This is a genomic window from Sphingomonas sp. SL1004, from assembly GCF_057815015.1.
Map to the genome: position 1 here is coordinate 1,305,054 of NZ_JBYMUX010000001.1, position 18,496 is coordinate 1,323,549.

At 64.0% G+C, this 18,496-nt stretch carries 18 protein-coding genes; all 18 read right to left on the reverse strand.

Features of this window, described 5'->3' with window-relative positions; all coding sequences use genetic code 11:
* Positions 1 to 70: 70 nt before the first annotated feature.
* Entirely contained in the window at positions 71 to 352 is a 282-nt protein-coding gene (locus AC3D24_RS05705) for a DUF1467 family protein (RefSeq protein WP_333922776.1), read from the reverse strand.
* Positions 353 to 356: 4 nt separating this feature from the next.
* Positions 357 to 1,994, reverse strand: a complete 1,638-nt coding sequence (locus tag AC3D24_RS05710; protein ID WP_093397297.1) for a ribonuclease J — start codon at positions 1,992 to 1,994, stop codon at positions 357 to 359.
* Between the two features lie 63 nt (positions 1,995 to 2,057).
* Entirely contained in the window at positions 2,058 to 2,834 is a 777-nt protein-coding gene (locus tag AC3D24_RS05715) for a type III pantothenate kinase (RefSeq protein ID WP_120300085.1), read from the reverse strand.
* 10 nt (positions 2,835 to 2,844) lie between these two features.
* Positions 2,845 to 3,576 carry a biotin--[acetyl-CoA-carboxylase] ligase gene (locus tag AC3D24_RS05720; RefSeq protein ID WP_489033058.1) on the reverse strand — a complete coding sequence of 244 codons (732 nt, stop codon included), beginning with the start codon at positions 3,574 to 3,576 and terminating at the stop codon, positions 2,845 to 2,847.
* A 2-nt stretch (positions 3,577 to 3,578) separates the two neighbouring features.
* The gene (gene nuoN / locus AC3D24_RS05725) at positions 3,579 to 5,024 is read right to left on the reverse strand and encodes an NADH-quinone oxidoreductase subunit NuoN (protein WP_489028999.1); all 1,446 of its coding nucleotides are present in this window, start codon (positions 5,022 to 5,024) and stop codon (positions 3,579 to 3,581) included.
* Positions 5,024 to 6,559 (reverse strand): NADH-quinone oxidoreductase subunit M, encoded by a 1,536-nt coding sequence (locus tag AC3D24_RS05730; RefSeq protein WP_489029001.1) that lies wholly within the window; start codon positions 6,557 to 6,559, stop codon positions 5,024 to 5,026. The genes nuoN and AC3D24_RS05730 overlap by 1 nt, the downstream gene beginning before the upstream one ends.
* Complete coding sequence (gene nuoL, locus AC3D24_RS05735) at positions 6,559 to 8,658, reverse strand: NADH-quinone oxidoreductase subunit L (protein ID WP_489029003.1); 2,100 nt, start codon at positions 8,656 to 8,658, stop codon at positions 6,559 to 6,561. Before nuoL ends, AC3D24_RS05730 begins: the two co-directional genes overlap by 1 nt.
* Positions 8,659 to 8,663: 5 nt before the next feature.
* Complete coding sequence (gene nuoK / locus AC3D24_RS05740) at positions 8,664 to 8,972, reverse strand: NADH-quinone oxidoreductase subunit NuoK (protein WP_082441002.1); 309 nt, start codon at positions 8,970 to 8,972, stop codon at positions 8,664 to 8,666.
* On the reverse strand, positions 8,969 to 9,580 hold the full coding sequence (locus tag AC3D24_RS05745) for an NADH-quinone oxidoreductase subunit J (RefSeq protein WP_489029006.1): 612 nt from the start codon (positions 9,578 to 9,580) through the stop codon (positions 8,969 to 8,971). The genes nuoK and AC3D24_RS05745 overlap by 4 nt, the downstream gene beginning before the upstream one ends.
* 119 nt (positions 9,581 to 9,699) lie before the next feature.
* A complete protein-coding gene (gene nuoI / locus AC3D24_RS05750) occupies positions 9,700 to 10,185 on the reverse strand; it encodes an NADH-quinone oxidoreductase subunit NuoI (protein ID WP_055877898.1) in 486 nt (161 codons plus the stop codon).
* The gene (nuoH, locus tag AC3D24_RS05755) at positions 10,182 to 11,228 is read right to left on the reverse strand and encodes an NADH-quinone oxidoreductase subunit NuoH (RefSeq protein ID WP_056058320.1); all 1,047 of its coding nucleotides are present in this window, start codon (positions 11,226 to 11,228) and stop codon (positions 10,182 to 10,184) included. The genes nuoI and nuoH overlap by 4 nt, the downstream gene beginning before the upstream one ends.
* The gene (gene nuoG, locus AC3D24_RS05760) at positions 11,225 to 13,219 is read right to left on the reverse strand and encodes an NADH-quinone oxidoreductase subunit NuoG (RefSeq protein WP_489029009.1); all 1,995 of its coding nucleotides are present in this window, start codon (positions 13,217 to 13,219) and stop codon (positions 11,225 to 11,227) included. Before nuoG ends, nuoH begins: the two co-directional genes overlap by 4 nt.
* Positions 13,219 to 14,520 carry an NADH-quinone oxidoreductase subunit NuoF gene (gene nuoF / locus AC3D24_RS05765; protein ID WP_489029011.1) on the reverse strand — a complete coding sequence of 434 codons (1,302 nt, stop codon included), beginning with the start codon at positions 14,518 to 14,520 and terminating at the stop codon, positions 13,219 to 13,221. The genes nuoG and nuoF overlap by 1 nt, the downstream gene beginning before the upstream one ends.
* Entirely contained in the window at positions 14,520 to 15,188 is a 669-nt protein-coding gene (locus tag AC3D24_RS05770) for a complex I 24 kDa subunit family protein (protein ID WP_489029013.1), read from the reverse strand. Before AC3D24_RS05770 ends, nuoF begins: the two co-directional genes overlap by 1 nt.
* Complete coding sequence (locus tag AC3D24_RS05775; protein WP_489033059.1) at positions 15,188 to 16,399, reverse strand: NADH-quinone oxidoreductase subunit D; 1,212 nt, start codon at positions 16,397 to 16,399, stop codon at positions 15,188 to 15,190. Before AC3D24_RS05775 ends, AC3D24_RS05770 begins: the two co-directional genes overlap by 1 nt.
* A 20-nt stretch (positions 16,400 to 16,419) precedes the next feature.
* Complete coding sequence (locus AC3D24_RS05780; protein ID WP_060524704.1) at positions 16,420 to 17,244, reverse strand: NADH-quinone oxidoreductase subunit C; 825 nt, start codon at positions 17,242 to 17,244, stop codon at positions 16,420 to 16,422.
* Entirely contained in the window at positions 17,241 to 17,789 is a 549-nt protein-coding gene (locus AC3D24_RS05785) for a NuoB/complex I 20 kDa subunit family protein (protein ID WP_056058310.1), read from the reverse strand. Before AC3D24_RS05785 ends, AC3D24_RS05780 begins: the two co-directional genes overlap by 4 nt.
* Complete coding sequence (locus tag AC3D24_RS05790; protein WP_056048518.1) at positions 17,780 to 18,154, reverse strand: NADH-quinone oxidoreductase subunit A; 375 nt, start codon at positions 18,152 to 18,154, stop codon at positions 17,780 to 17,782. The genes AC3D24_RS05785 and AC3D24_RS05790 overlap by 10 nt, the downstream gene beginning before the upstream one ends.
* Positions 18,155 to 18,496: the final 342 nt, after the last annotated feature.

The following is an 18,496-nucleotide window of genomic DNA, read 5'->3' on the forward strand; positions in this document are numbered from 1 at the left end:
AGTGCCAGCCACCTCCCCCTGGCGGGCGAGGATCGTGATTTATCGATCGGGCATCAACGAGGTCCGCCCCTTAGCGCGTCACCATGTTCCCGCGGTCGAACAGGTCGACGCTTTGCGGCGTGATCCACCCGTAAGAATAATTCAGCTGGAACAGCACGAACAACACCGTCGCCACCACCGTCACCCGCCACGCCGTCCGCCCCGAGCGAAACTCGTGCGGCGCGCTTTCGGCTTGGCCGGGGACGTGTTCGCCCCCGACTTCACGCGTTGTCTTCACGCCGAACGGCAGGACCAGGAACACCGAGAACGCCCAGAACAGGACGTAGATCGCGAGTGCCGAGGTCCAGCGCACCCGATCAGCCCTCGATCAGCAGGACATCGACGATCGGCTGCTTGCCGGTCCAGCGCTTGGCGACCTTGCGCACCGCGAGACGGATCTGCTCGCGCATCTTCTCGCTCTCGCGCTTACCGCCGCGTACCGTATCCGCGGCTGCCTGCACCGCATCGGCGATAAACGCCGCACGGTCTTCCTCGACCGGCACGCCCTGCACGCGAACCTGCGGCTGGCCGACCATCCGGCCGTCCTTGCCGAGCGCGACACCGACCGAAATCTGGCCGTTGATCGCCAGCTTCCGCCGCTCGCTCAACGTCGCGCCGTCCGCCGGCAGGATCACGTCGCCGTCGAGCACCAGGCGGCCGACCGTCGCGTTGCCGATCTTCGCCGGGCCCTTGGGCGCCAGACGAATGATATCGCCATTGCTCTGCACGATAGCGCGCGGAATGCCCTGCTCGAGACCGAAGCGCGCATGCTCCATCATGTGGCGCATCTCGCCGTGCGTCGGCACCAGCACCTCGGGACGCAGCCAATCATACATCTGCGCGAGTTCAGGCTGACCCGGATGGCCCGACACATGGACGTGCGCCTGGCGCTCGGTGATCATGCGGATGCCCTTGGCCGCCAGCGTGTTCTGGATGCGACCGATCTGGACCTCGTTGCCCGGGATCTGCTTCGACGAGAAGATCACCGTGTCGTCGGCCTCGAGCGTGATCGTGTGCTGGCCATTGGCGACACGTGCGAGCGCCGCACGCTCTTCGCCCTGGCCGCCGGTGGCGATGATCAGCACCTTGTTCTTGGGCAGACGCATCGCTTCGTCGGGGCTGATCGTGTCGGGGAAATCCTTCAGATACCCCGTAGCGCGCGCGACCTTGATGATCCGGTCGAGCGAACGCCCGGTCACGCACAGCTTGCGTCCGGTTTCCTTCGCCACTTCGCCGAACGTGTGCAGACGCGCGGCGTTCGACGCGAAGCTGGTGATCATCACGCGGCCCTTGGCCTTGCTGACCTCCTCGAACAGACCTTTCCGCACGGTGCTCTCGCTGCCCGACGCGGTGGTGTTGAAGATGTTGGTCGAATCGCAGACGAGGACGTCGACGCCCTTGTCGCCGATCGCCATGAAACCCTCGGGCGTGGTCGGGTTGCCGATCACCGGGTTCTTGTCGAGCTTCCAGTCACCGGTGTGGAACACACGGCCATAAGGCGTGTCGATCAGCAGCGCGTTCGCCTCGGGGATCGAATGCGACATCTCGACGAAGGTAAAGCCGAACGGCCCGAGCTGGAAATTGCCGCCCATCGGGATCATCTTGAGCTTCACGCGGTTGGCGATGCCCTCTTCCTCGAGCTTGCCGCGGATCAGGCCCATCGTAAACGGCGTCGCGTAGATCGGCACGCCGAGGTCTTCGGCGAGGTACGGCAACGAGCCGATGTGATCCTCATGGCCGTGCGTGATGACAATGCCGAGCAGGTCGTCGATGCGGTCCTCGATAAAGGACAGGTCGGGCAGGATCACGTCGACGCCGGGATATTGCGGATCGGCGAAGGTGATGCCCAGATCGACCATCACCCACTTGCCCTGGCAGCCGTACAGGTTGACGTTCATGCCGATTTCGCCGGAGCCGCCAAGGCCACAGAAAAGGAGTTCGTTCTTCGGAGTCATTGATTACTTTCAGGATTATACAGGAATATGGCCCGCAGGCCGGTCGGCGCGAGCCCAATGGCCCTAGATATGGTGACGATCCCACATCATCGCCAGCCCCTGGATCGTCAGGTCGGCTTCGATGACGTCGAACACGTCGGTCTGTTTCTCGAATAATGTAGCAAGGCCGCCGGTGGCGACGACCTTAACGGGACGGCCGATCTCGCGCTTCATCCGCGCGACCAGCCCCTCGATCATCGCGACATAGCCCCAATAGATGCCGATGTGCATCTGCGAGACGGTGTTGAGTCCGATCACGCTGGTATCCGTCGGTGCCTCGATCGCGATCCGCGGGAGTTTCGCCGCGGCGGTCACCAGCGCGTCGAGCGAGAGGTTGATCCCCGGCGCGATGATCCCGCCCTTGTACGCGCCGCTATAGTCGACGACGTCGAAGGTGGTCGCGGTGCCGAAATCGATCACGATCAGGTCGCCCGGATGCAGCGCATGCGCGGCGATCGTGTTGACCGCACGATCGGCGCCGAGCGAGGCGGGCTCGTCAACATCGATCGCGATGCCCCATTCGACCGGAGCGTGGCCCGCGATCAGCGCTTCGGTGTTGAAGTATTTCGACGCGAGCACCTGGAGGTTGTGGAGCGCGCGCGGCACGACGGTGGCGACGATCACGCCCTCGACCGCAGTGCGATCATGCCCGCCAAGCTGCATCAACTGGCTCAGCCACACCGCGTATTCGTCCGCCGTCCGCCGCGGATCGGTGGCGATCCGCCAGCGCGCCACGATCTCGCCGGCTTCGACCAGCGCGAACACGACATTGGTATTGCCGGCATCGATCGCGAGCAGCATCAGCGGGGCCTCAAAGCAGGAAGACGTCGGCAGCGTGAATGACACGCCGCTCGCCAGACGCCAAGCGGAGGATCAGCGCGCCGTCGGTGTCGAGCCCGACGAACAGACCGTCGATCCCGCTGCCATCCGGGAGCCGCGCAGTCAGCGCGGTACCGGCGGGGTGCGCACAGTCGACCCAACGCTCACGGACGGGGGCGATACCTTCGGTGCGCCAACGGCCGATCCAACGCGCGAAACTGTCGGCGAGGATGTCGAGGAACATCGCCGGATCGACTACGACACCGTGCGCGGCCAGATCGGTCGTCACACGGTCCGGCAAATCAGGGTGATGCGCGATGTTGACGCCGTAGCCGACGATCACCGCGTCATCAGCGCGTTCGAGCAGGATTCCCGACAGCTTAGCGTCCGCCAGCAGCAGGTCGTTCGGCCATTTCAGGACCAGCGTCTCGCTCGCATCGGTCGTGCCCTGACAGATCCCGGCGACGAGAAAGGTCGACACGGTTTCCTGCAAGGCGACCGCGGCGACTAGCGCGAGGCTGGCGGCCGGCGGATCGTTCGGCCGCAACCGGACGAGCGTGCTCGCGTAAAGGTTACCCTCGGGCGACGACCATTCGCGCCCGAGCCGCCCCCGCCCCGCCGTTTGCCGGATCGCGCGCAACCAGAGACCGTCCTCGGCACCGCCGCGTGCAAGCTCCAGCAGGTCGGCGTTGGTCGATCCTGTCTCCGCGACGGTGCGGATGATGCTCAGAACAGCGCCCGTGCGGCCGCCATCGTCCACGCGCCGAGCACGGGGATGAGGAGGTAGCCGACTGGCGACACGAACACCGCGGCGATGGCGATCAGGCCACCCTCGACCTTGCTCTCCATCGGCGCGAACGCAGGTGCCGGGTCATCGAAGTACATCGTCTTCACGACGCGAAGGTAATAATACGCGCCGATAACCGAGGCGGCGATGCCGACCACTGCGAGCGGGAACAGACCGGCGTCGACCGCCGCGCTGAACACCGCGAACTTCGCGTAGAAGCCGAACAGCGGCGGGATGCCGGCGAGGCTGAACATGAAGATCGCGAGTGCCGCGGCCAACGCAGGCCGAGTCCGCGACATGCCGGCGAGGCTGTCGATCGTCTCGACCGGCTGCCCGTCGTCACCGCGCATCTGCAACACGACCAGGAACGAACCCAGCGTCATCGCGACGTAGATCGTCAGGTACATCAGCACGCCCGACACGCCTTCCGGCGTCCCGGCCGCAAGACCGATCAGGGCGAAGCCGACATTGTTGATCGACGAGTAAGCGAGCAGCCGCTTGATGTTGGTCTGGCCGATCGCGGCGACCGCACCGAGAATGATCGAGGCAAGCGCCGCGAAGATCACGATCTGACGCCACTGGTCGGTCGCCGGACCCATCGCATCGACCGCCACGCGGACGCTGAGCGCAAGCGCCGCGACCTTGGGGGCGGATGCGAAGAACGCGGTGACCGGGGTCGGTGCGCCCTCGTACACGTCGGGCGTCCACATGTGGAACGGCACGGCGCTGATCTTGAACGCGAGGCCGGCGAACACGAACACCAGACCGAACAACGGGCCGAGCGACTTGGTGCCGGCGTATGCTTCCGAGATGCCCGAGAACAACGTCGTGCCGCTGAACCCGTAGACCAGCGAGATTCCGTACAGCAGGATGCCGCTGGCGAGCGCGCCGAGCACGAAATACTTCAGGCCTGCTTCCGCCGAACGCCCGTCGCGCCGCATGAAGCTGGCGAGGACGTAGGCCGCAAGGCTCTGAAGCTCCAGACCGACATACAGCGTCAGCATGTCGGTGGCCGAGACCATGATCCCCATGCCGCATGCCGACAGCAGGATCAGCACCGGATATTCCGGACGCAGATCGTCGCCATGCGAACGCGCGAAGAAGCTAGGCGCCATCACGATTGCGACCGCCGAGGCGATATAGATCAGCACCTTGGCAAACGCGCCGAACGCGTCCGCGCGGTAAAGGCCGTCGAACGCATAGCCGCCCGACGACGCGGGACCGACCAATGCGATCCCGGCCCCAACGAGGACGAAGACGGCAGCGATCGAGACGGCACGCGTGGACTTGTCCCCGCCCCAGGCCGAGACGAGCATCAGGGCGATCGCACCCAACGCCAGCACCAGTTCGGGCAGCGTCATTGCGATGTTAGCGGCGTAATCCATCAGTGTGCCTCCCCGTGCGCGGCACTATGGACGGTTGCGGCGGGCTTCCCCGCGGTTGGGTTGGAATCGCTGGCAGGCTTGGCGCGGTCGACGCGGGCGAGAAGCACGCCCACGTCCTTGCGCATCGGTGCCAGGAAGCTCTCGGGATAAACGCCCATCCACAGCACGACGGCGGCGATCGGTGCGAGCAGCCACATCTCGCGGCCCGACAGGTCGACCATAGCACGGACGTCGTCCGACTTGATCTCGCCGAACACGACGCGGCGGTACAGGAACAGCATGTACGCGGCGCCCAGGATGATGCTCGTCGTGCAGAGCAGCGCGGTCCAGGTCGAGACCTGATACGTGCCCATCAGCGACAGGAACTCGGCGACAAAGCCGCTGGTGCCCGGCAGGCCGATCGAGGCCATCGTGAAGAACAGGAAGAAGATCGCATACTTCGGCATGTTGATCGCGAGACCGCCATAGCGCGAGATCTCGCGGGTATGGAGCTGGTCGTAGATCACGCCGACGCACAGGAACAACGCGCCCGATACCAGGCCGTGGCTCAGCATCATGATCATCGCGCCTTCGATGCCCTGCCGGTTGAAGGCAAAGAGCCCGATCGTGACGATCGCCATGTGAGCGACTGACGAATAGGCGATCAGCTTCTTCATGTCCGACTGCACGAGCGCGACGAGGCTCGTGTAGATCACCGCGACCGCCGACAGGCCGAAGATCAGCCAGGTCAGCTGGCCCGAGGCTTCGGGGAACATCGGCAGCAGGAAGCGCAGGAAGCCGTATCCGCCGAGCTTCAGCAGCACACCCGCCAGGATGACCGAGCCTGCGGTCGGCGCCTGGACGTGCGCGTCGGGCAACCAGGTGTGGACCGGCCACATCGGCATCTTGACCGCGAACGACGCGAAGAACGCCAGCCACAGCCACGTCTGCACGTGCGCGGGGAAGTCGTAGTTCATTAGAGCCGGAATGCTGGTCGTGCCCGCCGTCTTCGCCATGTACAGCATCGCGATGAACATCAGGACCGAGCCGAGCAGCGTGTACAGGAAGAACTTGTACGACGCGTAGATCCGGTTCGCACCACCCCAGATGCCGATGATCAGGTACATCGGGATCAGGCCGGCTTCGAAGAACACGTAGAACAGGAACAGGTCCTGCGCCGCGAACGTGCCGATCATCAGCACTTCGGTGAACAGGAACGCCGCCATGTATTCGGGCACGCGGGTCGTGATCGAGCGCCAGCTGGCGCCGATGCAGATGGGCATCAGGAACACGCTCAGCATGATCAGCATCAGCGCGAAGCCGTCGATGCCGAGCGACCAGCCGAACGGGCCGAAGATGCCCGGGGCATGTTCGACGAACTGCCACTGCGCGCCGCCGATGTCGTAGTTCATCCACAGCATGATGCCGAGAACGAAGTCGATAAGCGTCGCCGCCAGCGCCATCATCCGCGCCGTGTTCGCCGAGACGAACAGGCACACGACGGCCGCGATCATCGGGACCGCGATCAGGACGGAGAGGATAGGAAAGCCGGTCATTACAGTCCGATCGCCCAGGTTACGGCTGCGGTCAGCCCGATCAGCATGACGAAGGCATAGGTGTAGAGGTATCCCGTCTGGAAGCGGTTGGCGACACGGCTACCGATCTGGACGACCCAGGTCGCGCCGTCAGGCCCGAACCGGTTGATCGTCTTATCGTCACCGCGGTGCCACAGGAAGCGGCCGATCGCGAACGCCGGGCGGACGAAGATCAGGTCGTACAGCTCGTCGAAATACCACTTATGCAGCAGGAAGTCGTAGAGCACGCCGAACTGTTCGACGACCTTGGCCGGGAACGTCGGTGCCTTGATATAGGCGTACCAGGCGGTCAGCAGGCCGAGCAGCATCGCGATCGTCGCCGACAGCTTGATGAGCAACGGCACGCCGTGCATCTCGTGCATCAGATGTTCGCGGAACGCGAGTGCGCCCTTCCAGAACTCCTCGCCTGCGGTCGGCTCGATGAAGAAGCCGTGGAACACGAAGCCGGCGAGGACCGCACCGATCGACAGAACGATCAGCGGGATCAGCATCGGCAGCGGGCTCTCGTGCGGGTGATACCCGCCATCGCCTTCCGCCGGCGCATGTTGCGCGTCGTGGTGATCGTGCGGCGCATGACCTGCGTCCTCGGCCTGCGCCGGGTTCGCATGGTGATCGTCGACATGATGCGCATCGCCGTGGTCGTGTCCGTGCGCGTAATGGAGCGCATGCTGGATGTGCTCCGATGCGGCCCAGCGTGGCTTGCCCCAGAAGGTCAGGAACATCACGCGCCATGAATAGAAGCTGGTCAGCAACGCGACGAGCACGCCGACGAACCAAACACCCGGCTGACCCGCAGCCCAGCTCGCCTCGATGATCGCATCCTTCGAATGGAAGCCTGCGAAACCGATCGCGGTGTTGCCGAAGATGCCGGGGATGCCGACGCCGGTGATCGCGAGCGTACCCGCCATCATCGCCCAGAACGTCACCGGGATCTTCTTACGCAGGCCGCCGTAATAGCGCATGTCCTGCTCGTGGTGCATCGCATGGATGACCGAGCCGGCACCGAGGAACAGCAGCGCCTTGAAGAACGCGTGCGTGAACAGGTGGAACATCGCCGCGCCATACGCGCCGACACCGGCCGCGAAGAACATGTAGCCGAGCTGCGAACAGGTCGAATACGCGATCACGCGCTTGATGTCGGTCTGCACGAGGCCGCAGGTCGCCGCGAACAGGCAGGTCGCGGCACCGACCGAGGTGACCACAGTCAGCGCGACCGGGCTCATCTCGAACATCGGCGACAGGCGGCAGACCATGAACACGCCAGCCGTAACCATCGTCGCCGCGTGGATCAGCGCCGACACAGGCGTCGGGCCTTCCATCGCGTCCGGCAACCAGGTGTGCAGGCCGAGCTGTGCCGACTTGCCCATCGCACCGACGAACAGCAGGAGGCAGAGCACCGTCATCGTGTCGAAGCGGTAGCCGAGGAAGCCGAGCGTCGAGCCCGCCATGCCGGGCGCCGCGGCGAGGATCTCGGGGATCGAGACCGTGCCGAACACCAGGAACGTGCCGAAGATGCCGAGCATGAAACCGAGATCGCCGACGCGGTTGACGACGAACGCCTTGATCGCGGCTGCGCTGGCGGACGGCTTGCGGAACCAGAACCCGATCAGGAGGTAGGATGCGAGACCCACGCCTTCCCAGCCGAAGAACATCTGGACGAGGTTGTTCGCGGTGACGAGCATCAGCATCGCGAAGGTAAACAGCGACAGATACGCAAAAAAGCGCGGCTGATCAGGGTCTTCATCCATATAGCCCCAGCTATACAGGTGGACCAACGCCGAAACCGACGTGACGACCACGAGCATCACCGCGGTCAGCGCATCGACGCGCAACGACCAGGCGACGTTCATGTCGCCCGAGTGGATGAAGTCGAGCAGCGGCGCGACGGTCGCCGTGCTGGTGCCCGAGAGGAAGCCGATGAAGATCGGCCAGGACAACAGGCACGACGCGAACAGCGCAGCCGTGGTGACGAGTTTCGCCGGCACGTTGCCGATCGCGCGATTGCCGAACCCGGCAACGATCGCGGCCAGCAAGGGCAGGAAGACGATAAGCTGGATCAACCGTATTACCCCTTCATCCGGTTGACGTCGTCGACCGCGATGGTGCCGCGACCGCGGAAATAGATCACGAGAATGGCGAGGCCGATCGCGGCTTCACCCGCGGCGACCGTCAGCACGAACATCGCGAACACCTGTCCGACGAGATCGTGGAGGAACGCCGAGAATGCGACCAGATTGATGTTCACCGCCAGCAGGATCAGCTCGATCGCCATCAGGATGACGATGAGGTTCTTGCGGTTCAGGAAGATGCCGAGCACCCCCATCGTGAACAGGATCGCCGCGACGACCAGATAATGGACGAGACCGATCGTCACAGTTCGACTCCCTGCCCGACGACCGGGCTCGTGTTGCGCGTGGCATCCTGTGGACGACGCGCGTTCTGGCGGCTGACGTTTTGCGCCTTGACGCCGCCACGCTGGCGGTGGGTCAGCACGATCGCCCCGATCATCGCGACCAGCAGCACCAGGCCGGCACCCTCGAACACGAACAGATAGCGCGTGTAGAGCAGGTTACCGATCGCCTGGATGTTGGGCACGGTATCGTCGATCGGTGCGGCACGCCGCGCGAGCTGGATCGGACCCGTGCTCCAGGCACCGATCGCGATCATCACCTCGGCGGCGAGCGCCACGGCGAGTGCGAGGCCGATCCCGAAATACCGGGCGACGCCTGCGCGCAGCTCGGTGAAGTCGATGTCGAGCATCATGACGACGAACAGGAACAGCACCGCGACCGCACCAACATAGACGATGACGAGCAGCATCGCGATGAACTCGGCACCGACCAGGATCATGAGGCCGGCCGCGTTGAAGAACGCGAGGATCAGCCACATTACCGAATGGACCGGGTTGCGCGACGCGATCGTCAGCGCGCCCGACAGGACCACGACGAAGGCGAAGAGGTAGAAGGCTAAGGCCTGGATCATGAGGTCCTCGTCACCCCAGCGGACGCTGGGGTCTCAAGCCGCGCGGGCGCGCTCTGAAACGGGGAGATCCCAGCCTGCGCTGGGACGACGGAGTTAATCTGTGTCATCGCGGCGCTCGCTTAACGGTACGGCGCATCGGCGGCAAGGTTCGCCGCGATCGCGCTTTCCCAACGGTCGCCATTATCGAGCAGCTTCGACTTGTCGTAGATCAGCTCTTCGCGCGTCTCGGTCGCGAACTCGTAGTTCGGACCCTCGACGATCGCATCGACCGGACACGCCTCGGCACACAGGCCACAATAGATGCACTTGGTCATGTCGATGTCGTAGCGCGTCGTGCGGCGCGAACCGTCGTCGCGCGGCTCGGCCTCGATCGTGATCGCCTGCGCGGGGCACACGGCCTCGCACAGCTTGCACGCGATGCACCGCTCTTCGCCGTTCGGATAACGACGCAACGCATGCTCGCCACGGAACCGCGGCGACACCGGATTACGCTCGTACGGATAGTTGATCGTCGCCTTTTCCTTGAAGAAATAGCGAAGCGTCAACGCGTGCGCCTTCACGAATTCCCACAGGGTAAACGACTTGATGATCTGAGCGACGCTCATGAACCCACTCCAACGCGCGTCAGCATGAGATAGCCCGACACGAGGAAAACCCAGAACAGCGACACGGGGAGGAAGACCTTCCAGCCGAGCCGCATCAGCTGATCGTAGCGATAGCGCGGCACGGTCGCCTTCACCCAGCTGAACAGGAAGAAGAAGAACAGGATCTTGGCGAACAGCCAGATGATCCCCGGCACGTAATACAGCGGCGCCCAGTCGACCGGTGGCAGCCACCCGCCCCAGAACAGCGTCGCGTTCAGCGCGCACATCAACAGCACGTTGGCATACTCGCCGAGCCAGAACAGCGCGAACGACATCGACGAATATTCGGTCTGGTACCCGGCGACGAGCTCGCTCTCCGCCTCGGTCAGATCGAACGGCGCACGCTGCGTCTCGGCCAGCGAGGAGATGAAGAACATCACCGCCATCGGGAACATCAGCGGGTTCAGGATGTACCCGTTGAAGAACCAGACGTGCGACTTCTGCGCCATCACGATCGCCGACAGGTTGAAGCTGCCGGTCCACAGCACGACCGAAATCAGGATAAAGCCGATCGCGACTTCATACGACACCATCTGCGCGGCCGCACGAAGTGCCGAGTAGAACGGGTATTTCGAGTTCGATGCCCAGCCCGACAGGATGATCCCGTACACGCCGAGCGACGACGCCGCGAGCACGTAGAGCAAGCCGACGTTGATATCCGCGAGAACCACGCCGACCCCGAATGGCACCACCGCCCAGACGATCAGCGCGACCGTGAAGGTGATGATCGGCGCCAGCAGGAACAGCGTGCGGTTGGCGGCTGCGGGGACGATCGTCTCCTGCAGGAACACCTTCAGGCCGTCGGCAAAGCTCTGGAGCAGGCCAAACGGGCCGACGACGTTGGGACCACGGCGCAGCGCCATCGCCGCCCAGATTTTCCGGTCGGCATAGATGATCATCGCCACCGCCAGCATCAGCGGCAGCGCGATCACGAGGATGTCGATGATCGTCGCGAGGAAGAATGCCCAGTCGTAGCCGAGCGAGGATTCGAACCAGGAGATCATTCCGCCGCCTCCGCGAACTCTTCACCGTGGAGCAGTTCCGCCGAGCAACGCTGCATCGTCGGCGATGCGCGACAGATCGCGTTGGTCAGGTAGAAGTCCTTGATCGGATAGCCGGCGAGAACGCCCTCACCTGCCCCACTGAGCGAAGGCGGGTTCCACTCGAACGTAGCGAGCGCCTGGTGACGCAGCGCAGGCACGTCCGCGTACATTTCCTCGCGCAGGCCGTCGAAGCTGTCGAACGGCAGCGTGTGACCGAGCGTGTCGGACAGCGCGCGAAAGATCGACCAGTCGTCACGTGCGTCGCCGGGTGCGAACACCGCGCGCTCGCCGCGCTGGACACGGCCCTCGAGGTTCACCCAAGTGCCCGACTTCTCAGCATAGGTGACACCCGGCAGGATGACGTCGGCAGCCGCCGCACCCTTGTCGCCGTGATGGCCCACGAACACCTTGAAGCCTGCGAACTTCGAATAATCGACCTCGTCCGCGCCGAGGAAGAAGCCGAGCTTCGCCCCCATCACGTCGGCGATGCCGCCCTTCTGCGCATAGCCGAGCATCAGCCCGCCCATCCGCGAGGCCGCCATGTGGACGACGTTGAAGCCGTTCCAGTCCGCCTTCACGAGACCCAACGTATCGACGAGCTTCAGCGCAGCCGCATGGCCACCCTTCAGCGCGCCGCCACCGACGATCACCATCGGACGCTCGGCCTTGCCGAACGCCTCGGTCACCGCGTCAGGCAGACTGCCGAGCAGCGCCAGATCGTCGCCGAGCCATTCGACCTTGTACGTCAGGTCCGTCTCCGGTCCGATCGCAAAGACCTTCGCGCCCTTCTTGATCGCTTTCCGCACCCGCGTGTTCACCAACGGCGCTTCCCAGCGCAGGTTGGTGCCCACCAGCAGGATCGCATCCGCACGCTCGGTGCCGGCGATCGTCGTGTTGAAATTGACAGCGGCGATGCTCGTCGCGTCATAGTCCATGCCGGTCTGACGGCCTTCGAGCATTGTCGAGCCCATCTTCGCGAGCAGCGCCTTGGCGGCATACATCGTCTCGCAATCGACCAGATCGCCCGCGACAGCCGCAACGCTCGACCCGGCGTTGACCGCCTTGATCGCCGCAAACGCTTCGTCCCACGTCGCGGGCTGGAGCTTGCCGTTCACCCGGACATAAGGCTTGTCGAGACGACGACGCACGAGCCCGTCGATCGCGTGGCGCGTCTTGTCGGTCGCCCACTCCTCGTTCACGTCCTCGTTGATCCGCGGCACGCAGCGCAGCACCTGACGACCGCGGCTGTCGAGCCGGATGTTGGTGCCGACCGCGTCCATCACGTCGATCGTCAACGTCTTGCGCAATTCCCACGGACGCGCCTCGAACGCATACGGTTTCGACGTCAGCGCACCGACCGGGCACAGATCGACGACGTTGCCGCTCAGTTCGCTCTTGACCGCATTCTCGAGATACGAGGTGATCTGCATATCCTCGCCGCGGAAGATCGCACCGATCTCCTCGACGCCGGACACTTCCTCGGCGAACCGGATGCAGCGCGTGCACTGGATGCAGCGGGTCATGACCGTCTTGACGATCGGACCCATATACTTCTCGGTGACCGCGCGCTTGTTCTCGTCGTAGCGCGAATGGCCGCGACCATAGGCGACCGACTGGTCCTGCAGATCGCACTCGCCGCCCTGATCGCAGATCGGGCAATCGAGCGGATGGTTGATTAGAAGGAATTCCATGATGCCCTCGCGAGCATTCTTCACCATCGGCGAGTTGGTGAAGATCTCCTGCTTGTCCGCCGCCGGCAGCGCGCACGACGCCTGCGGCTTGGGTGGACCAGGCTTCACCTCGACCAGGCACATCCGGCAATTGCCGGCGATGCTCAGCCGCTCATGATAACAGAAACGCGGGATCTCCTTGCCGGCAAGCTCGCACGCCTGCAGCACGGTGGCACCCTGCGGCACCTCGATCTCTACGCCATCGACTTTGACTAAGGGCATTACTCTGCGGCTTCCATCATCGGCGCGGTGTCGCCACCACGTTCGCGGATACGGCGCTCCATCTCTGGGCGGAAATGCTTGATCAGACCCTGGATCGGCCATGCTGCGGCGTCGCCGAGCGCGCAGATCGAGTGACCCTCAACCTGCTTGGTGACCTGCTGGAGCATGTCGATCTCGGCCAGTTCGGCGTCGCCGGTGCGCATCCGCTCCATCACGCGCCACATCCAGCCGGTGCCCTCGCGGCACGGCGTGCACTGGCCACAGCTCTCGTGCTTGTAGAAGTACGAGATGCGACTGATCGCGCGGACGATGTCGGTCGACTTGTCCATGACGATGATCGCCGCGGTGCCGAGGCCCGAGCCAACCGCCTTCAGGCCGTCGAAGTCCATCGCGCAGTCCATGATCTGCGCGGCGGGCACGAGCGGCACCGAAGAGCCACCCGGGATCACGGCGAGCAGATTGTCCCAGCCGCCACGGATACCGCCGCAATGCGTCTCGATCAGGTCGCGGAACGAGATGCTCATCTCTTCCTCGACCACGCACGGCTTGTTCACATGGCCGCTGATCTGGAACAGCTTCGTGCCGCGGTTGTTCTCGGCGCCGAAGCTGGAGAACCATGCAGCGCCACGTCGCAGGATCGTCGGCGCAACCGCAATCGATTCGACGTTGTTGACCGTCGTCGGGCAGCCATAGAGGCCAGCACCTGCCGGGAAAGGTGGCTTCAGCCGCGGCTGGCCCTTCTTCCCCTCGAGGCTCTCCAACATCGCGGTCTCTTCGCCGCAGATGTAAGCGCCAGCGCCACGGTGCACGAACACGTCGAAGTCGTAGCCTGACCCGCACGCGTTCTTGCCGATAAAGCCGCGGTCATATGCCTCGGCGACGGCCGCGAAAAGCGTCTCGGCCTCGCGAATATACTCGCCGCGGATATAGATGTACGCGGCGCGCGCGCGCATCGCGAATCCGGCGATCAGCGCGCCTTCGATCAGCTTGTGCGGATCGTGGCGGATGATCTCACGATCCTTGCAGCTGCCCGGCTCGGATTCATCGGCGTTGATGACGAGGAAGTTCGGCCGGTCCGGCTTCGGCTCCTTCGGCATGAACGACCATTTGGTACCGGTCGGGAAGCCCGCACCGCCACGGCCGCGCAGACCCGACGCCTTCATCACGTCGATGATCGCGTCCTGGCCGAGCGCCATCAGGTCCTTGGTATTATCCCAATCGCCGCGCATGATCGCGGCGTCGATGTTCCACGGCTGGAAACCGTAGACGTTGGTGAAGATGCGGTCCTTGTCGGCGAGCATCAGGCCCACTCCCCCCGGTAATCGTGGTTCGCGTCGACCATCGCCTTCAGCGAGGTCGGGCCGCCTTCGGGGCAGCTTGCGCGACGTCCGAATTGCGGCCCCGGCGTCGGGTGCCCGCCGTTGGCCAGCACCTCGAGGATCTCGGTCGTCTTGTCGTAATCGAGGTCTTCGAAGTTATCGTCGTTGATCTGCACCATCGGCGCATTCGCGCACGTGCCGAGGCACTCGACCTCGGTCAGCGTGAACATGCCGTCCGGCGTCGTGCCGCCCTTGACCAGACCGCGGTTCTTGCACGCGGCCAGAACGTCGTCGGACCCGCGCAGCATGCACGGCGTCGTACCGCAGACCTGGACATGGAAGCGACCGACCGGCGCTAGATTGAACATCGTGTAGAAGGTCACGACCTCGTACACGCGCATGTATGGCACGCTGATCTGACGCGCGACGAACTCGATCACCGGCACCGGCAACCAGCCCTGCGTCTGCGTTTCCGCGCCGACCTGGCGCTGCGCCAGATCGAGCAACGGGATCGACGCGGACTGCTCGCGACCCTTGGGATAGCGCCCGAGGATCTCGTTCGCCTTCACCTGGTTCTCGTCCGTCCACGCGAACGAACCCCAGCGTGCGCGGGTCTCGGCCTCGTCGGGAATTTTCGGAGCTTCAGCCATTAGCGGTCACATTCACCAAAAACGATATCCATCGCGCCGAGGATCGCAGTCGTATCCGCCAGCATGTGGCCCTTCGCCATGAAGTCCATGGCTTGCAGATGCGAGAACGCGGTCGGGCGGATCTTGCAGCGGTACGGCTTGTTCGAGCCATCGGCGACCAGATACACGCCGAACTCGCCCTTGGGGCTTTCGGTCGCGACATAGACGTCGCCGGCGGGAACGTGAAAGCCCTCGGTGTAGAGCTTGAAGTGATGGATCAACGCTTCCATCGACTGCTTCATCTCGGCCCGCTTGGGCGGCACGACCTTGCGATCGAGCGACGCGATCGGCCCCTCGGGCATGTTGCGCAGGCACTGCTTCATGATCCGCGCAGACTGACGCACTTCCTCGACGCGTACCATGAACCGGTCATAGCAATCGCCGCGCGTGCCGACCGGCACCTCGAAGTCCATCTTCGCATAAACGTCGTAGGGCTGCGACTTGCGCAGATCCCAGGCGATACCCGAGCCGCGGATCATCGGGCCGGAAAAGCCCCACTTGATCGCATCGTCGCGGCTGACCACGGCGATGTCGACGTTGCGCTGCTTGAAGATGCGGTTGTCCGCGACCAGCGAGATCGCATCCTCGAACAGCCGCGGCAGCCGCGTGTCGAGCCAGTCGCCGATGTCGGCGAGCAGCTTCAACGGCGCATCCTGATGCACGCCACCCGGACGGAAATAGTTCGAATGCATGCGCGCGCCCGAGACACGCTCGAAGAAGTTCATGCAATCTTCGCGGATCTCGAACAGCCACAGGTTCGGCGTCATCGCGCCCACGTCCATGACGTGCGAGCCTAGATTGAGCATGTGGTTCGAGATGCGCGTCAGCTCGGCAAAGAACACGCGGAGATACTGCGCACGCTCGGGCACTTCAAGGTCGAGCAGCTTCTCGACCGCCAGCACCCAGCTATGCTCCATGCACAGCGGCGAGCAGTAATCGAGACGATCGAAATACGGCAGCGCCTGCGTGTAGGTCTTGTACTCGATCAGCTTCTCGGTGCCGCGGTGAAGCAGGCCGACATGCGGATCGACGCGCTCGACGATCTCGCCGTCGAGCTCCATGACCAGGCGCAACACGCCGTGCGCGGCCGGATGCTGCGGACCGAAGTTGATCGTGTAATTCTGGATCGTGACGTCGCCGGTCGTGGGATCGGCTGCGTCGGCTTCACCCAGAAGCTCTTCGACATACAGACTCACTGGTTCTGTCCTCCACCCTTGGTCGGGACCACGTCGGGGTTCGCAGGCTTCGGCGTCGCATCGGACTCCGACTTGCCGGCGCCCGTCTGCGCGGTCGACTCAGTGCTCTTGGGTTCGGTCGGCGCCTGGGTAGGCGACTGCGCTGCGTCCGCCTTGACGATCGTGTCGGCCTTGAGCGGCGTCGGCGCGCCCTTAGCCTCGGGCAATGCGCCCTTCTCGTCGCCGGGGAGCACGTAGTTCGCACCCTCCCACGGGCTCATGAAATCGAACGTGCGGAAATCCTGCGCAAGCTGAACGGGCTCGTACACGACGCGCTTAGACTCTTCCGAATAGCGCAGCTCGACATACCCGGTCAGCGGGAAGTCCTTCCGCTGCGGATGACCACGGAAACCGTAATCGGTCAGGATGCGGCGCAGGTCCGGATTGCCGCTGAACAGCACGCCGTACATGTCGTACACTTCACGCTCGAGCCAACCGGCGACCGGCCAGATATCCGTCACCGACGGCACCGGCTTTTCCTCATCGGTCGCGACATGCACGCGCAGGCGGTGGTTCCGCGTCAGCGACAGCATGCAATAGACAACTTCGAACCGCTCAGGCCGATCCGGATAGTCGACGCCGGCGATCTCCATGAGCTGCTGATAGGCAAGCCCCGGCGTGTCGCGCAGCGCGATCATCGCGTCGTACAGGTCTTCGCGACGAACGTGCAGCGCGACTTCGCCGACATGATCGACCGCGTCGAGCAGCATGCCGCCGAGCGCCGCGCGGGCGCTGTCGATCACGCCGTCGTTCGACGTGTAAGCTGGTGCGGGAGCCCTCAACGCTCGATGCTCCCGGACCGCCGGATCTTCCGCTGCAACTGCATGATGCCGTACAGCAATGCCTCAGCCGTCGGCGGGCACCCGGGAACGTAGATGTCCACCGGCACGATCCGATCGCAGCCACGCACGACGCTGTAGCTGTAATGATAATAGCCGCCGCCGTTCGCGCACGATCCCATCGAGATCACGTACTTCGGCTCCGACATCTGGTCGTAAACCTTGCGCAATGCAGGCGCCATCTTGTTGCAGAGCGTGCCCGCAACGATCATCACGTCCGACTGGCGCGGGGAGGCTCGCGGTGCCGCGCCGAAGCGCTCGAGATCGTAGCGTGGCATGTTGACGTGGATCATCTCGACCGCGCAGCACGCGAGCCCGAACGTCATCCACCACAGCGAGCCGGTACGCGCCCACTGGAACAGCTCCTCGGTCGACGTGACGAGGAAACCCTTGTCCGTCAGCTCACCGTTCAATCCGTCGAAAAAGCCCTGGTCGGGTGGCACCAGCGAACTGGGCGAACCGGGTGCGGGCTGAAGCTCTACTCCCAATCGAGTGCTCCCTTCTTCCATGCGTAGACGAGGCCAAGGGCCAATTCGCCGATAAAGATCATCATCGAAATCCACGCGGTCCAGCCGAGCGTGAAGACCGAGACGGCCCAGGGATACAGGAACGCGGCCTCGAGATCGAAGATGATGAAGAGGATGGCGATCAGGTAGAAGCGTACGTCGAACTGGCTGCGCGGATCCTCGAATGCGGGAAAGCCGCACTCGTATTCGCTGAGCTTCTCAGGCGTAGGCTTGTGCGATCCCGTGAGGCGCGAGACGGCCATCGGCAGGAACACGAACGTGCTCGACAATGCGATGGCGATCCCGAGGAACAGGAGGATCGGAAGATAGTGCGAAAGGTCGACCAAATTGCTTCTCGCAAGTGCGAACGGAACGGGGCCGCTTTAGGCCGATGGGGGGTGATGGGCAAGGCTCGGGGGGTGTGAGAATCACTCGCAACAGGAGGGGCGAGGGCGGTGGGAAACATGCGTTACTTGGCGCGCCGGGATGCAGACGAGGCTACTGCGAAATAGCGGCAACATTACCAAATCCACCCGGTCACCCCGGACTGGTTCCCGGCTTCACGGCGCGCAACTCAACCGCCGACGAAAATGCGGAACAGTAGATGCCGGAACGAGCCCGGCATGACGGATTGTCGACGCGCCCGCACCGCAAGATCCGGCTTGCGGCCTCCCGGCTCCCAGACCCAT

What these genes read in the sequence shown, in the direction of transcription:
- AC3D24_RS05710 (WP_093397297.1), bottom strand. Translation starts at nt 1,994, where the DNA reads ATGACTCCGAAGAACGAACTCCTTTTCTGTGGCCTTGGCGGCTCCGGC.
- AC3D24_RS05715 (WP_120300085.1), bottom strand. Translation starts at nt 2,834, where the DNA reads ATGCTGCTCGCGATCGATGCCGGCAATACCAATGTCGTGTTCGCGCTG.
- nuoN (WP_489028999.1), bottom strand. Translation starts at nt 5,024, where the DNA reads ATGGATTACGCCGCTAACATCGCAATGACGCTGCCCGAACTGGTGCTG.
- AC3D24_RS05730 (WP_489029001.1), bottom strand. Translation starts at nt 6,559, where the DNA reads ATGACCGGCTTTCCTATCCTCTCCGTCCTGATCGCGGTCCCGATGATC.
- AC3D24_RS05745 (WP_489029006.1), bottom strand. Translation starts at nt 9,580, where the DNA reads ATGATCCAGGCCTTAGCCTTCTACCTCTTCGCCTTCGTCGTGGTCCTG.
- nuoI (WP_055877898.1), bottom strand. Translation starts at nt 10,185, where the DNA reads ATGAGCGTCGCTCAGATCATCAAGTCGTTTACCCTGTGGGAATTCGTG.
- nuoH (WP_056058320.1), bottom strand. Translation starts at nt 11,228, where the DNA reads ATGATCTCCTGGTTCGAATCCTCGCTCGGCTACGACTGGGCATTCTTC.
- nuoG (WP_489029009.1), bottom strand. Translation starts at nt 13,219, where the DNA reads ATGCCCTTAGTCAAAGTCGATGGCGTAGAGATCGAGGTGCCGCAGGGT.
- nuoF (WP_489029011.1), bottom strand. Translation starts at nt 14,520, where the DNA reads ATGCTCGCCGACAAGGACCGCATCTTCACCAACGTCTACGGTTTCCAG.
- AC3D24_RS05770 (WP_489029013.1), bottom strand. Translation starts at nt 15,188, where the DNA reads ATGGCTGAAGCTCCGAAAATTCCCGACGAGGCCGAGACCCGCGCACGC.